The organism is Streptococcus sp. NLAE-zl-C503, assembly GCF_900104285.1.
Classification (GTDB): Bacteria; Bacillota; Bacilli; order Lactobacillales; family Streptococcaceae; genus Streptococcus.
On sequence record NZ_FNJT01000001.1, the window covers coordinates 1 to 16410 of the forward strand.

At 41.7% G+C, this 16410-nt stretch carries 13 protein-coding genes; all 13 read left to right on the forward strand.

Annotated features, from left to right (window positions below):
- On the forward strand, positions 1–972 hold a 972-nt coding region (locus BLS46_RS09955), incomplete at its 5' end, for an LPXTG cell wall anchor domain-containing protein (RefSeq protein ID WP_306806744.1).
- 558 nt (positions 973–1530) lie between these two features.
- Positions 1531–3489, forward strand: a complete 1959-nt coding sequence (locus BLS46_RS00010) for a peptide ABC transporter substrate-binding protein (protein ID WP_093584389.1) — start codon at positions 1531–1533, stop codon at positions 3487–3489.
- Positions 3490–3634: 145 nt separating this feature from the next.
- Complete coding sequence (locus BLS46_RS00015) at positions 3635–4729, forward strand: cystathionine gamma-synthase (RefSeq protein WP_093584392.1); 1095 nt, start codon at positions 3635–3637, stop codon at positions 4727–4729.
- 7 nt (positions 4730–4736) lie between these two features.
- Positions 4737–5903 carry a MalY/PatB family protein gene (locus tag BLS46_RS00020; RefSeq protein WP_093584395.1) on the forward strand — a complete coding sequence of 389 codons (1167 nt, stop codon included), beginning with the start codon at positions 4737–4739 and terminating at the stop codon, positions 5901–5903.
- 92 nt (positions 5904–5995) lie between these two features.
- A complete protein-coding gene (locus BLS46_RS00025) occupies positions 5996–9091 on the forward strand; it encodes a pilus expression-regulating Snf2 family helicase (RefSeq protein WP_093584398.1) in 3096 nt (1031 codons plus the stop codon).
- Positions 9092–9138: 47 nt separating this feature from the next.
- Entirely contained in the window at positions 9139–9750 is a 612-nt protein-coding gene (locus BLS46_RS00030; RefSeq protein ID WP_093584401.1) for a divisome accessory protein ZapJ, read from the forward strand.
- An 11-nt stretch (positions 9751–9761) separates the two neighbouring features.
- A complete protein-coding gene (murC, locus tag BLS46_RS00035; protein WP_093584404.1) occupies positions 9762–11096 on the forward strand; it encodes a UDP-N-acetylmuramate--L-alanine ligase in 1335 nt (444 codons plus the stop codon).
- A gap of 9 nt (positions 11097–11105) precedes the next feature.
- Positions 11106–11573 (forward strand): GNAT family N-acetyltransferase, encoded by a 468-nt coding sequence (locus tag BLS46_RS00040; RefSeq protein WP_093584407.1) that lies wholly within the window; start codon positions 11106–11108, stop codon positions 11571–11573.
- Positions 11570–12073, forward strand: a complete 504-nt coding sequence (locus BLS46_RS00045; RefSeq protein ID WP_093584417.1) for a GNAT family N-acetyltransferase — start codon at positions 11570–11572, stop codon at positions 12071–12073. The genes BLS46_RS00040 and BLS46_RS00045 overlap by 4 nt, the downstream gene beginning before the upstream one ends.
- A 74-nt stretch (positions 12074–12147) precedes the next feature.
- Complete coding sequence (mltG, locus tag BLS46_RS00050; protein WP_093584419.1) at positions 12148–13818, forward strand: endolytic transglycosylase MltG; 1671 nt, start codon at positions 12148–12150, stop codon at positions 13816–13818.
- Between the two features lie 63 nt (positions 13819–13881).
- Positions 13882–14364, forward strand: a complete 483-nt coding sequence (greA, locus tag BLS46_RS00055) for a transcription elongation factor GreA (RefSeq protein WP_000818755.1) — start codon at positions 13882–13884, stop codon at positions 14362–14364.
- 77 nt (positions 14365–14441) lie between these two features.
- Complete coding sequence (locus BLS46_RS00060) at positions 14442–15806, forward strand: amino acid permease (protein ID WP_180364022.1); 1365 nt, start codon at positions 14442–14444, stop codon at positions 15804–15806.
- A gap of 100 nt (positions 15807–15906) precedes the next feature.
- Positions 15907–16317: a GNAT family N-acetyltransferase gene (locus tag BLS46_RS00065; protein WP_093584435.1), complete on the forward strand. Its 411-nt coding sequence runs from the start codon at positions 15907–15909 to the stop codon at positions 16315–16317.
- Positions 16318–16410 lie beyond the last annotated feature (93 nt).

The following is a 16410-nucleotide window of genomic DNA, read 5'->3' on the forward strand; positions in this document are numbered from 1 at the left end:
TCTGCTTCAATCAGTGCATCTGAATCAGCAAGCAACAACTCAAGTAGTACTTCAGTTTCAACAAGTACTTCAGTAAGCTTGAGTAACAGCGTAAGTACATCTACATCACTTAGCAATAGCGTTTCAAGCAGTTTGAGTACAAGTGCGTCACAACAATCTAACTCATTCAGCTATAGTAAGGGTGAGCCAACAAGCGAATCTAAGCCAGAGTTTAACCTTCCTAGCTACCTTGAATCTGTAAGTGCAAGTGAGTCAGTTTCACTCAGCAAATCAGTAAGTGTGTCATTGAGCGATAGTACTTCAGCATCAATCAGCGCAAGTGAGTCAGTCTCAACAAGCGCAAGCTTGAGTGACAGCATTTCTGCTTCAATCAGTGCAAGCAACAACTCAGGTAGCGGTTCAGTTTCAACAAGCACAAGCAATGACTCAGCAAGTCAATCAGCTTCAGCATCTGTAAGTGCAAGTCAATCAACTAGCGCATCAGTATCTGCAAGCCAATCAGCTTCAATCAGTGCAAGCAACAACTCAGGTAGCGGTTCAGGTTCAACAAGCACAAGCAATGGCTCAGCTAGTCAATCAGCTTCAACAAGTACAAGCAATAACTCAGGTAGCGGTTCAGCTTCAACAAGTACAAGCAATGGCTCAGGTAGCGGTTCAGTTTCAACAAGTACAAGCAATGGTTCAGGTGATGCCTCAACTTCAGCAAGTACTTCAGAAAGCTTGAGCAACAGCGCAAGTACCTCAACTAGCTTGTCTGACAGTGCTTCAATCTCAAGTGCATTGAACCACTCACAAGCTCCTGCACAACAACCTGCTGGACCAGGACGTTCAAACGGTAGAAAACTTCCAAATACAGGAACTGCAAATAACCAATTTGCTGGTCTTGGATTAGGAGTGGCTGCCTTGGCAACTGCCTCTCTTCTTGGCAAGAAGAAGAAATCAGCAGCTTCTGAAATGGATTTAGAAGACTAAGTCCCAAAAATCGACTAAAATGAAATTGTTGATATCATTTTAGCGATGAAAACAAGAACCCCAGATGGCCTAAGGCTATCTGGGGTTTTTGGCTCTTTGTCAACTGTGGAGAGTGACATCTAATTAAGCATGAGAGAGAGTCAGATTGATTCTCTCTTTTCTAACATTCAAAGTAACGAGAATTATTATTCTAAATTTTTGAAATTTTGAAAATCAAATACTAAACATCTTATATTCTTGCTGATTGTCTCCAACTTGATATTGGAATCAAAAGGGATGGACTTCCATTTCTAAACGCTCTAAAGAACTTAATGATGTCTCGCTAGTTATTAATCACCGCCAAAGAGAATATCCGAATTAAAAGACAGCTTTTAAAGCACTTAGGAATAAGGGGTAAAAATATTACACTACGCATTGCATATCCCTAACGAAATAGATAAAAATCTAAAATTTGTAGAGAAAATAATATAATTCCGACCTTTTGTGACAGGAATTGCTTGACTAAATAAAACCAAAGCTGTATAATAAGACAAAACTTTAAAACAGGAGGTTCTGGAAATGAAAAAGTCTAAGGCCAAGTATCTGACACTGGCAGGTGTCGTGTTAAGCGCAGGTATCCTATTGAGCGCATGTGGGAACTCAGCAAGTTCATCTAAAACATATAACTATGTCTATTCTAGTGATCCATCTAGTTTGAACTATCTAGCAGAGAACCGTGCAACAACCAATGATATTGTTACCAATTTGGTTGATGGTTTGATGGAAAATGACCAATACGGTAACTATGTTCCATCATTGGCAGAGGATTGGACCGTTTCTAAGGACGGTTTGACTTATACCTACAAACTTCGTAAAGATGCTAAGTGGTATACATACGAAGGTGAAGAATACGCCCCTGTAACTGCTCAAGACTTTGTGACAGGTTTGAAATATGCGGCAGATAAAAAATCTGAAGCCTTGTACTTGGTTCAAGACTCTGTAGCAGGTTTGGATGACTATATCAACGGAAAAACAACTGACTTTTCAACTGTCGGTGTTAAGGCGATTGATGACCAAACAGTTCAGTACACTTTGACTCGACCAGAACCTTACTGGAATTCTAAAACAACTTCAACCATTCTCTTTCCTGTTAATGCTGATTTCTTGAAATCAAAAGGAGATGACTTTGGTAAGGTGGATCCTTCTAGTATTTTGTACAGTGGACCTTTCTTGATGAAATCCTTTGTTTCAAAATCTGTTATCGAATACAAGAAAAATCCGAATTACTGGGATGCTAAAAATGTCTTTGTGGACGATGTGAAATTGACCTACTATGATGGAAGTGACCAAGATGCCCTAGCACGTAACTTTACAGAAGGAGTATACAGCTACGCACGTCTCTATCCAAATAGCTCAAGTTTTGAAGGGATTAAAGAGAAGAATAAAGACAATATCATCTACAGCATGCAAGATGCCACTTCTTTCTACTTGAACTTTAACCTGGATAGAAAATCTTATAATTTCACTTCTAAAACGACTGACATCGAAAAGAAATCTACCCAAGAAGCAGTTCTGAATAAAAACTTCCGCCAAGCTATCAATTTTGCCTATAACCGTACGGCCTATGGGGCACAATCTCAAGGGGAAGACGGAGCAACGAAGATTATTCGTAACCTGGTTGTACCTCCTACATTTGTAAGCATCAACGGAAAAGACTTTGGTGATGTTGTTTCAGAAAAGATGGTTAACTATGGCCAAGAATGGCAAGGAATCAACTTTGCGGATGCGCAAGACCCATACTACAATCCTGACAAGGCTAAAGCTAAGTTTGCGGAAGCTAAGAAAGAACTAGAAGCCAAAGGCGTTCAGTTCCCAATTCACTTGGATAAGACTGTAGAAATGACCAATAAGACAGAAATTCAAGAAATTAGCTCAATGAAGCAATCCATCGAATCTGTTCTTGGAACTGAGAACGTGGTTATCGATATCCAACAACTGTCAACAGAGGATTATGATAGCTCTGGTTATTTAGCTCAGACAGCAGCCCAGAAGGATTTTGACCTTTACAATGGTGGTTGGAGTGCGGACTACTTGGATCCATCAAGCTATCTTGATATCTTAAATGTCAATAACGGTGGTATGTTGCAAAACCTTGGTCTAGAACCAGGTGAAGTCAATGACAAGGCCAAGGCAGTTGGACTTGATACCTACACTCAAATGTTGGAAGAAGCGAACAAGGAGCAAGATCCAGCAAAACGTTATGAAAAATATGCTGAAGTTCAAGCTTGGCTCGTTGATAGCGCCCTTGCAATTCCAAACGTTTCTAAGGGTGGAACACCTAGCTTGAGAAAGATAGTTCCATTCTCAGCACCATTCTCACAAGCCGGAAATAAGGGTGTCGAATCATACAAGTACCTCAAGTTGCAAGATAAGACTGTAACGACTGATGAGTATGAAAAAGCTAAAGAAAAATGGCTGAAAGAAAAAGAAGAATCCAATAAAAAAGTCCAAGAAGAACTGGCAAAACACGTTAAATAACCAGTCTATTCAACAGGATAAACGATAGTTTCTCAGGAAGCTATCGTTTTTGTATAGTTTGAAACTATAACTAGCTCTTGAAAAGAAGAAAATGAGTTAGTGAAAATAAGTGGTACAATAGTTACTATAGATTTGGAGGTATTGCATGAGTAAAGAACTACACATCAACACAATTTTGGCCCAGGCGGGAATCAAGTCAGATAAGGCAACAGGTGCCTTGGTAACTCCGCTTCATTTTTCAACAACTTATCAGCATCCAGAGTTTGGCCAGTCTACTGGATTTGACTACACGCGCACTAAAAACCCAACTCGCAGTAAGGCGGAGGAAGTCTTGGCTGCGATTGAATCAGCAGACTATGCCCTAGCGACGAGCTCAGGTATGGCTGCGATTGTACTGGCCTTTAGTATCTTTCCAGTAGGAAGTAAAGTCTTGGCTGTGCGCGATCTGTATGGGGGTTCTTTCCGGTGGTTCAACCAAGTGGAGCAAGAAGGCCGTTTCCATTTTACCTATGCTAATACTGAAGCAGAGTTGATTGCTGAGCTGGAAAATCATGTGGATGTTCTCTATATCGAAACGCCAACCAATCCCTTGATGTTGGAATTTGATATTGCAAAACTAGCCCAAATAGCTCACGCTAAGGGTGCCAAAGTAGTCGTAGACAATACCTTCTATAGTCCGATTTACCAACGACCGATTGAAGATGGTGCAGATATTGTTCTTCATTCGGCTACCAAATACCTAGCAGGGCACAATGATGTTTTGGCTGGGGTAGTTGTGACTAATAGTTTAGAACTATATGAACAACTGTTTTACAATCTCAATACAACAGGTGCTGTCTTGTCACCATTTGATAGTTATCAGTTAATTCGTGGTCTTAAGACCTTGTCTCTGCGCATGGAGCGTTCTACAGCGAATGCCCAAGAAGTGGTTGCCTTTTTGAAGAATTCTCCAGCAGTCAAGGAAGTGCTCTACACTGGTCGTGGGGGAATGATTTCCTTTAAAGTAGTGGATGAGAAACGTATTCCTCATATTTTGAACAGCCTCAAGGTCTTCTCTTTTGCTGAGAGTTTGGGTGGGGTAGAGAGTCTGATCACCTATCCGACGACGCAGACCCATGCGGATATTCCAGCAGAAGTACGCCATTCCTACGGTTTGACAGATGATCTTTTGCGCTTGTCTATTGGGATTGAGGATGCTAGAGATTTGATTGCGGACTTGCGCCAAGCCTTGGAAGGATAAGATAAATATGGGAAAATATGATTTTACAAGCCTGCCCAATCGTTTTGGACATCATACCTATAAATGGAAAGAGGCGGAGGCTGATCGAGAAGTTCTACCAGCCTGGATAGCGGATATGGACTTTGTAGTCTTACCTGAGATTCGACAAGCCGTACAAACCTATGCGGATCAGTTGGTCTATGGTTATACTTATGCAAGCGACGCTTTGATTGGGTCGGTTCAAGAATGGGAAGCCAACCAACACGGGTATCACTTTGACAAGGATGCTCTTGTCTTTATCGAGGGAGTGGTGCCAGCTATTTCAACAGCTATTCAAGCCTTTACAAAAGAGGGAGAGGCTGTCTTGATTAACACACCGGTCTATCCACCTTTTGCCCGCAGTGTCAAACTCAACAATCGCCGATTGATTACCAATCCTTTGGTGGAAAAGGATGGACTGTTTGAGATTGACTTTGAACAGTTGGAGAAGGATATGGTGGGAGAGGATGTGAAGCTTTATATCTTCTGCAATCCCCACAATCCTGGGGGACGTGTTTGGGAAAAGGAAGTATTGGAAAAGATTGGTTATCTCTGCCAAAAACATGGTGTTTTGTTGGTTTCGGATGAGATTCACCAAGATTTGGCCCTCTTTGGTCACAAACACCAGTCTTTTAATACCGTAAATCCAGACTTCAAAAACTTTGCTCTTGTTTTGAGCAGTGCTACCAAGACTTTTAATATTGCTGGAACGAAAAATTCCTATGCAGTTATTGAAAATCCAAAGCTTCGTGTGGCTTTCCAAAAACGCCAGTTGGCCAATAACCAGCATGAAATTTCAGGTTTGGGTTATTTGGCGACAGAAGCTGCCTATCGATATGGAAAGGATTGGCTAGAAGAACTCAAGCAAGTCTTTGAAGACCACATTAACTATGTGGTGGATCTATTTGGAAAAGAGACTAAAATCAAGGTCATGAAACCGCAAGGAACCTACTTGATCTGGCTGGATTTTTCAGCCTATAACCTAACGGATGAGCGCTTGCAAGAGCTTTTGAGAAATGAAGCTAAGGTTATCTTGAACAGAGGTTTGGACTTTGGGGAGGAGGGAACTCTTCATGCCCGCCTCAATGTAGCCATGCCGAAGTCAGTACTAGAAGAAGTTTGCCAACGCATCGTGACTACTTGTGCTACACTTTAAAAATCGAGCCTTCTAGGAGAAAAGTATTCCTAGAAGGCTATTTTCATAGGGGAAAATGTGGTATAATGAAGAGATAAGATAAAGGGGTAATTATGGCTAAATTGATTCCAGGAAAGTTGCGCATAGAGGGTGTTACTCTCTATGAGACAGGCAAGATTGAGATTATCAAGGAAAAGGGGAATCGCCTCTATACTCGTGTGGCGGGAGAAGACTTGCGCTACAGTTTAGAGGATGATCTTATTTTTTGCGCTTGTGATTTTTTCCAAAAAAGAGGTTACTGTGTTCACCTCGCAGCGCTCGAGCATTATCTGAAGAACGATGAAGAAGGCCAGGTGATTTTACAAGCCTTAGAAAAAGGGCATGAAGAGCAAGAAGAGGTCGAAACCAAGGTTAGTTTTGGTGATAGTTTTTTGGAGCGTATCCAACCTCAGAAGAGAGAGAAAATCTACACTTTGTCGGCTCAAGGCCAGGTGGAAGCTGGAACCAATCGCCTCCTTTGGACTCTCCGAATCGGTTTGCTTAAGAGTCAAAAATATTACGTCATCCGTGATATCCCTCTCTTTTTGAAGGTCTTAGTCCATCGAAAACCATATATGATTGGGAAATACTATGAAAATGACTTGTCTTGGGAGGCTTTTGATACAGCTAGTCAAGAAGTTCTTACTTTTTTATGTGGCTTGATTGAGGAGGGACTGAGTCAAGAGCTCTTTTTCCCTAATCAAGGTCGTCACCTCTTTTTCCCTCTGACCTTTTTTGAGCAGGGGGTGGAGTTGCTGATGAACTTGGAGGATTTTCATTTTGAGCACCAGATTACTAGTTATGAAAATCTTCTCTTTCACGATTTAGATCCGGAAGCGAATCTTTTCTCTTTTTCTGTGCAGGAGTATCCCGATTATTTTGAGATGGAGATTTCTGAGACTGAGCGGGTTAACGTATTCTATGGGGGAGCGGTTCTCTTTCGTAAGGGGAATGTTTATTTCTTGACCCCTAATCAGATAACTCTTTTGAAGGAACTCAAGGAGCTCCCTCGGGAGGAAAGAGGGAGAAAATGCCTCCAGTTTGACAACAGTGATCGTGACCGCCTAGCCGCCTGTCTGCCTTTGTTTGGGCAGCTGGGCACGGTTTCTGCTCCCGAGCGTTTGCAAATTAGACAGTTTTCACCAATCTTTTACTTTAATAAGGAGGATGACGGCCGTATCCGTTTGGATATTCAGTTTGACTATGGAGATGTTAAGGTGACTAGTCATCAACAGCTGGAACAATTACCATTTTCAAGCGATGCCGTCTTGGAAAATCAGCTATTTCAAGTCTGTTTAGGGGCTGGTTTTGAGGCTGATTTTCAGTCTTGGAGACAGGCTTTGAAACCAGAATCGGTTTATGCTTTCTTTCAACATACGATTCCTGCTTTTGAGAAGTTGGGTCAGGTTTTCTTGTCTGATGAGATAAATCAGCTCTACAGTGTCCAAGCTCCTCAGGTTCAGATCGAGTCTAAGGGGGGACTGTTGGAAATCCAATTTGATTTCCAAGGGATTGCCCAAGAAGAGATTGATCAAGCTCTTAAAGCCCTGACCAGCAATCAGGATTTCTATATCAGTTCTTCTGACCAAGTGTACTTTTTTGATGAGGAAACCAAGCAGATTCGTCAAAATTTACAGGAACTGGGGGTTGAGCTAAAAGATGGTTCTTTTCAAGCTCGGAAATCTCTGGCTTATAGCCTTTCTCAGCTTTTTGAAGGTCGAGACAGGATCTCCTTCACAGAGGAATTTCAGCATTTAGCTCATGATTTGACTCATCCAGAGGACTTTCCTTTGGGAGATATACAGGTGCAGGCGAGTTTGAGAGACTATCAAGAAAAGGGAGTCCGTTGGCTTCAGATGCTTTACCGCTATGGCTTTGGTGGCATTCTGGCAGATGATATGGGACTGGGAAAAACACTGCAAACTATTGCTTTTTTGACCAGTCAGGTGACCGAAGACAGTCGGGTCTTGATTTTAGCGCCGTCAGGTTTAATCTACAATTGGGCAGATGAATTCAGGAAATTTGCCCCACAGTTGGATTTGGCTGTCGTTCATGGTTTGAAAGCGAATCGAGAAGCAATTCTTTCTGAAAATCACCAAATCTATGTGACTAGCTATGCCACCTTTCGTCAAGACAGCGAGCTTTATCAAGAGATGGACTTTGATTTTCTCTTCTTAGATGAAGCCCAAGTCATGAAAAATGCCCAGACAAAGATTGCTCAGAGTTTGCGCCAGTTTGTGGTACCAGCAGTCTTTGCATTGTCAGGAACGCCCATTGAAAATCATTTAGGAGAGTTGTGGTCTATCTTTCAAATCGTCCTCCCAGGGCTCTTGCCGAACAAGAAAGAGTTTATGAAATTACCAGCTGAGCGAGTGGCGCAGTTTATCAAGCCCTTCGTCATGAGGCGTAAGAAAGAAGAAGTCCTTACAGAACTGCCTGACCTAATCGAAGTCGTCTATAAAAATGAACTGGAAGACCAGCAGAAGGCCATCTATCTAGCCCAGTTGCAACAGATGCGAGACCGACTAGCCCAAGTGACAGATCAAGAATTCCAGAGAAGTCGGGTAGAAATTTTATCTGGTCTCATGCGTTTGCGCCAAATCTGCGATACGCCAGCTCTCTTTATGGACGATTACCAAGGAGCTAGTGGTAAATTGGATAGTCTCCGAGATTTATTGCTACAAGTGGCTGATGGTGGGCATCGGGTCTTGATTTTCTCACAATTCAAAGGAATGTTGGAAAAAATTGAGCAAGAACTACCAGACTTGGGCTTGACTTCCTTCAAAATCACAGGTTCAACTCCTGCTCAAGAAAGACAGGAGATGACCAAGTCCTTTAACCAAGGAGAAAGAGATGCCTTTCTCATCTCCCTTAAGGCGGGTGGTGTTGGTCTCAATCTAACGGGAGCTGATACGGTTATTTTGGTTGACCTCTGGTGGAATCCTGCTGTCGAAGCACAGGCTATCGGACGAGCCCACCGCATGGGGCAGGAGCAGATGGTCGAGGTCTATCGTTTGATTACCAAGGGAACCATTGAAGAAAAGATCCAAGAACTTCAAGAACAAAAGAAACATTTGGTTTCCCAAGTTTTAGATGGTACAGAGTCGCGTGCGAGTCTTAGTCTGGCAGAAATTCGTGAAATTTTGGGAATTTCTGAAGCCAGCACTTGAAAAATCAAGACAATACGCTATAATGAAGTGTTGAAAGGAAATACAAAATGAAACAAGATCGATTTCCATTGGTGTCAGATGATGAGATCATGCTGACCAAAATGCCAGTCATGGACTTGTACGATGAGTCAGACTTTATTAGCAATATCAGAGGTGATTACCGAGATAAAAATCATTTAGAATGGTCTCCTATCAATGAGGAAGAAACCGTAGTTTCTCCAGTGGTTAAAAAGGAGTCAAAGCCGAGCCCAGAACCTAAAAAAGTTGAAAAAACGTATGCTGAATTGGCTCGAGAAGAGGCGCGTGCGGACTTGAAGAAGAAACGTTCAGCCAAGTATTTGACTCAGGATGTTAGTCATACTAGACGACACAATGCTTCAACACTTGTTCGTCAAGGAAACCAACCAACAGCACCATTTCAAAAGGAAAATCCAGGTGAGTTTGCCAAATTTAGTAAAAACTTGAGCCAGTCTCACTATATCTTAGCTGAGGAGGTTGGCCAAGTGGCGACTCCGACTAGAGAAAATCAATCTGCTAAAGCAAAAAAGAATAACTATGATTTTCTGAAGAAGAGTCAAATCTATAATAAAAAGAATAAGCAAACAGAACAGGAACGTCAGGTTGCCCAAGAGTTGAATCTGACAAGAATTACTGAGTAGGGGAGAAAAGCATGTCAAAAACATATCATTTTATTGGAATCAAGGGATCAGGGATGAGTGCCTTGGCCTTGATGTTGCACCAAATGGGGCATAAGGTTCAAGGGTCAGACGTTGAAAAGTACTACTTTACTCAACGTGGACTAGAGCAGGCAGGAATTGCGATTCTTCCTTTTGATGAAAAGAACCTACAAGGTGATGTTGAGATTATCGCTGGAAATGCCTTCCGTCCCGATAACAACGTTGAAATCGCCTATGCAGATCAAAATGGTATCAGCTACAAACGTTACCACGAATTCCTAGGTAGCTTTATGCGCGACTTTGTCAGCATGGGAGTGGCAGGAGCACATGGGAAAACTTCAACGACTGGTATGTTGTCACACGTCTTGTCTCACATCACAGACACCAGCTTCTTGATTGGTGACGGGACAGGTCGTGGTTCAGCCAATGCCAAATATTTTGTCTTTGAATCAGACGAATATGAGCGTCACTTCATGCCTTACCACCCAGAATACTCTATCATCACCAACATTGACTTTGACCATCCAGATTACTTTACTAGTCTAGAGGATGTTTTCAATGCCTTTAACGACTATGCCAAACAAATTACCAAAGGTTTGTTTGTGTACGGTGAGGATGCTGAGTTGCGTAAGATTACAGCCAATGCTCCAATCTATTACTATGGGTTTGAAGCTGAGGGCAATGACTTTGTAGCTAGTGATCTTCTTCGTTCAACAACTGGTTCAACCTTTACTGTTCACTTCCGTGGACAAGAGTTGGGTCAATTCCACATTCCAACCTTTGGTCGTCACAATATCATGAATGCGACAGCTGTTATTGGTCTTCTTTACACAGCAGGATTCGATTTGAACTTGGTGCGTGAACACTTGAAAACTTTTGCAGGTGTCAAGCGTCGTTTCACTGAGAAAATTGTCAATGATACAGTGATCATCGATGACTTTGCCCACCATCCAACAGAAATCATTGCGACCTTGGATGCAGCTCGTCAGAAATACCCAAGCAAGGAAATCGTAGCAATCTTCCAACCGCATACCTTTACAAGAACCATCGCCTTGTTGGATGATTTTGCACAAGCCTTGAATCAGGCAGATGCAGTCTACTTAGCGCAAATCTATGGATCAGCACGTGAGGTAGATCACGGAGATGTCAAGGTAGAAGACCTAGCCAATAAAATCAACAAGAAACATCAGGTTATCACTGTTGAAAATGTTTCTCCACTCCTAGACCATGACAATGCTGTTTACGTCTTTATGGGTGCAGGAGACATCCAAACCTATGAATATTCATTTGAACGTCTCTTGTCTAACTTGACAAGCAACGTCCAATAAGGAAAACAGATGGAAATTCCAATCACTATAAGGCAAGCCACCTTATTAGATTTAGAAGAAATGTTGGCGATTGAAGAAGCCAATCCTTCGTTAGAAGAGGCACTTAGCCGCCAATCCTTAGAAAAGAGTATCCGCAAGTCTGCGGGTACCTTTCTTGTAGCTAGGGATGAAAATCAGCTGGTGGGCTATGTTTTAGGAGAGTCTCAGTCTCTCCATCCCACATGGATAGAAATAAGATCATTAGCTATTCATCCTGACCATCGCGGGCAAGGCTTGGGTACCCTTCTTCTTGCTAACTTGAAACAAGTGACAGTCGAACTAGATTACCAAGGTATTCTTTTGCAGAGTCCTGATGAACTACTATCATATTTTGAAATGAATGACTTTGTTGAAGAAGAAATGACAGAAAGTCATTATGGCAGTGGTTCTGAATGGTATCTAATTTGGGCAAATCCCTTTTATCAGGAGGAAAAATGAAAATCAGACAAGCGAGATTTTCGGATTTAGATCGGATTATAGAGATAGAGCTAGAGAATTTCTCCCTTGAAGAAGCCATTCCTCGTTCGGTCTTTGAGGCACATTTGCGGGAAATTCAGACCAGTTTTCTGATAGCTGAAAAAGAGGGGCGTATTCTTGGTTATATCGAAGGTCCAGTCGTCCCACACCGCCATCTACAAGATCAGTCCTTTACAGAAGAAATAAAAGACTATAGCCATCGACCTGGAGGTTATATTTCTGTGACTTGCCTATCTATTGCCAAGGAAGCACAAGATTTGGGAGTTGGGAAAAGACTATTAAAGACTCTGAAAGAGGTCGCTTTAGAACATGAACGAGAGGGCATTAATCTGACGTGTCATGATTATCTTATCGCCTATTACGAAAAACATGGCTTTGTTAACGAGGGAATATCCCAGTCAAGCTTTGCTGGGGAAACATGGTATGATATGGTTTGGCAGCCAGAAAATAAAGAAAACTAGCTAGGGAATGCCCTAGTTAGTTGCTTTTCTGCGACTTTTAAGATATAATATTATGGATTGTCAACAAGGAGGTAATGCTTTTGACTGAAAAATCAAGAGAAGAAGAAAAATTAAGCTTCAAAGAGCAGATTTTACGTGATTTAGAGAGAGTCAGAGAGAGAGAAAGAAGAGAGAAAGAAGATGAAAGTCCGATCACCCCAACTCCATCTTCTCAAGTAACTCCACCCGCTCCTTCTGAACAAGAACCAAATCTTGTCACAGAAGGTTTAATGGTAGACTCTCTGTCAACTGTGGATGAAATCCTTAAAAATGCCCCAAGTGTGCCACCACGCCCAAGTTTTGAATCAAGCGAAGTGACAGCACCAGAACCAGAAGAGTCAAAACTAGAAGAGCCCGCACCAGCCAAGATTGATGCTGTAGAGCCTAAAAAGGAAGACAAAGAGTTTAACACTACTCCAACTAAAGTGGCTGTTTCCTATAAAATGGATGACAAAAAAGAAGAATCAGTCCCTCCTGTTGTGGAGAATGTAGTCCCTGCTCCAGTTGAGAAAGTTGATAACCTAACAGATGCTCCGAGTCGTAGTCGTCGTGAAGGAGTAAAACCAGCTAAGAAAAAGAAGAAATCAAAAGCCAAAGGTTGCTTGCTAACTTTCCTAGTTCTCCTAGTGCTCGTAGGTATTGGTGGCTTCTTTGGTTATGGATACGTTCAAGAATCCTTGAAACCTGTTGATGCGAGCTCTAAGGATTATGTGACAGTTCAAATTCCAGAAGGTTCAAATATTCAAGAAATTGGGAGCACTTTGGAAAAATCTGGTCTGGTTAAACATGGACTTATCTTTAGCTTTTATGCTAAATATAAGGGCGCAGACTTAAAATCAGGTTATTATAACTTGAAGAAGAGCATGAGTACGGATGAGTTGATTCAAGAATTGCAAAAAGGTGGGACTCCTGAAGCTCAGGCACCTGTTCTTGCAAACTTGACAATTCCAGAAGGTTATACATTGGAGCAAATCGCTCAAACAGTAGGACAACTTCAAGGTGAATTTAAAGAACCTCTTACTGCGGATGCTTTCTTGGCAAAAGCTCAAGATGAGACCTTTATCTCACAATTAGTAGCCAAGTATCCAAACCTACTTGGAAGTCTTCCAACAAAAGACAGTGGCGTTCGTTATCGTCTTGAAGGTTACCTTTTCCCAGCTACCTATACGATCAAAGACGATACAACTGTTGAAAGTTTGATTGATGAGATGGTAGCTGCTATGGACAAGGCTATGTCACCATATTACGCTACGATCAAAGAAAAGAATCTGACAGTTAATGAATTGCTCAGCATTGCTTCTCTTGTCGAAAAAGAAGGTGCTAAGACCGAAGACCGCAAGAAAATCGCAGGTGTCTTCTATAACCGCTTAAACCTCGGTATGCCACTTCAGAGCAATATCGCTATCCTGTATGCCCAAGGTAAGCTTGGTCAAAAGATTAGCTTAGCGGATGATGCTGGGATTGATACAAATATCGATTCGCCTTACAATGTTTATACACATCTTGGCCTCATGCCTGGACCAGTTGATAGTCCAAGTTTAGATGCTATTGAAGCAAGTGTAAACCAGACAAAGAGTGACTACTTGTACTTTGTAGCCAATGTTGAAGATGGTAAAGTATACTTTGCGACAACAAAAGAAGAACATGATCAAAACGTTGCAGAACACATCAATAGCAAATTAACACAATCAAGTAGTTCAAACTAAAATTATGTGGTTTTCCACATAATTTTGTTTTAAAAACAAATTAAGAAAAGAAAGTTGAGAAAAATGGCAGAAAAAACTTACCCAATGACCCTTGAAGAAAAGGAAAAACTTGAAAAAGAATTAGAAGAGTTGAAACTTGTTCGTCGTCCGGAAGTGGTAGAACGTATTAAAATCGCACGTTCATACGGAGACCTTTCAGAAAACAGTGAGTACGAAGCAGCTAAGGATGAGCAAGCTTTTGTTGAAGGACAAATTTCAAGCTTGGAAACTAAAATCCGCTATGCTGAAATCGTTAATAGCGATGCAGTTGCCCAAGATGAAGTGGCTATCGGCAAGACTGTAACGATTCAAGAAATCGGGGAAGATGACGAAGAAGTTTACATCATCGTCGGTTCTGCAGGTGCGGATGCTTTCGCTGGTAAGGTTTCAAATGAGAGCCCGATTGGACAAGCCTTGATCGGTAAAAAGACTGGTGATACAGCGACCATTGAGACACCAGTTGGTAGCTATGATGTAAAAATCTTGAAGGTTGAAAAAACAGCCTAAATAGGACGAAAAAGGAGTAGTGGAGGTCTTGTCTTGCTCAACTCCTTTTTGGTTTTTTGAATAAAATAGGAGACTATATGAGTGAAAATAAGAAAAAAAATAAAATGGAACGTGGCCTAACCAATCGTCATGTTCAGGTGATGGCTATTGCGGGAACAATCGGAACAGGTCTTTTCCTAGGTGCCGGTCGCTCTATCAGCCTGACAGGCCCTTCTATCATCCTGATTTATATGATTACAGGAGCCTTTATGTTTTTGATGATGAGGGCTGTTGGAGAGATGCTCTACCAGGATCCAGAACAACATACTTTTATCAACTTTATCACCCGTCATTTGGGGAAAGGCTGGGGTTATTTCTCAGTTTGGTCTTATTGGTTGTCTGTCGTCTTTATCGGTATGGCAGAAATCACTGCGATCTCGCATTATGTTCAGTTTTGGTTTCCCAGCTGGCCTAGTTGGCTGATTCAGATTGTCTTTTTAACGATTTTGGCCTTGGTCAATCTGATTGCGGTTAAGCTCTTTGGAGAAGTCGAGTTTTGGTTTGCAATGGTTAAGATTGTGGCTATTTTAGCTATGATTGCAACAGGAGTCTTTATGGTCTTGACAGGATTTGAGACGCCGCATGGGGCTGCAAGTTTGGCAAACATCAGCGACCAGTTCTCCCTTTTTCCAAATGGAGTCATGAACTTTGTCATGGCCTTTCAAATGGTATTTTTTGCCTATCTGATGATTGAGTTTATCGGAGTGACAACCTCTGAAACGAAGAATCCTCGTCAGGTTTTGCCAAAAGCAGTTAAGGAAATTCCTCTCCGAATTGTCTTCTTCTATGGTGGAGCCCTATTGGCCATTATGTCTATCATTCCATGGAGAGAACTTGCTTCTTCAGATTCACCATTTGTAACGGTTTTTGAGCTGGCAGGTATCAAGTGGGCGGCAGCTCTGATTAACTTTGTCGTTTTGACGTCGGCAGCCTCTGCTCTTAACTCAACCCTCTATTCAACAGGACGGCATTTGTACCAGATTGCTCATGACTCGCCCAATCGCTTCTTAAAAGCTATTAAGGCAGATACCCTTTCTCGTCACAATGTTCCACAAAATGCCATCATTGCTTCAGCAATTTTAATTGCTCTGGCTGCCTTTATCAATGTTTTGCCAGGTGTTTCCGATGCTTTTGCTTTGATTACGGCGTCCTCGTCAGGTGTTTACATCGCGATTTATATTTTGATCATGGTGGCTCATCTCAAATACCGCAAGTCACAAGACTTCATGGCTGATGGCTACCTCATGCCTCAGTATCGCTTGCTTAATCCCCTAACCATGCTCTTCTTTATCTTTGTCTTTGTAACCCTCTTTTTACAAGAATCTACCTTCATGGGGGCGGTTGGTTCTGCCATCTGGATTATCGGTTTCGGAATTTATAGTCAGTGGAAATTTAGAAAATAACTCATGAACTCATCAACTCTGCTTGGTGAGTTTTTTCTAGTTTGACAGTCTATTGAAATAAGATTATAATCAAACTGTAGCAGTTTATTAGGAGGTTTGGATGCACGTTAGATTGGAAAATAAGGAATCTCATAAAGCGCAAGAAATAGGGGATTTGATTCGTGCTTATAATCGTTCTAAAAGAGAAGAGGCTGAAAGCGAGCCACTGAACCTTTATGTTGAAGATGAAAAGGGCAATCTCTTGGCGGGCTTAGTAGCAGAGACTTTCGGAAATTGGTTGGAAATTGAGTATTTGTTTGTAACAGAGGAACTGCGAGGGCAAGGAATCGGTTCAAAACTATTGGAGCAAGCTGAAAATGAAGCTAAGAAACGAAACTGTCAGTTTGCTTTCGTGAATACTTACCAGTTTCAAGCTCCAGATTTTTATAAAAGGCATGGCTACAAGGAAGTCTTTACCTTGCAAGACTATCCCTACACAGGGAAAAGATTTTATTACCAAAAGGATTTGTAAGCTGAATATGAAAGTATAAAGCAAAGAGAAAATCTTCACATAACTATGGAGATGGGTTAATGGATATAATATTAGATATGGGCAACGTCTTGT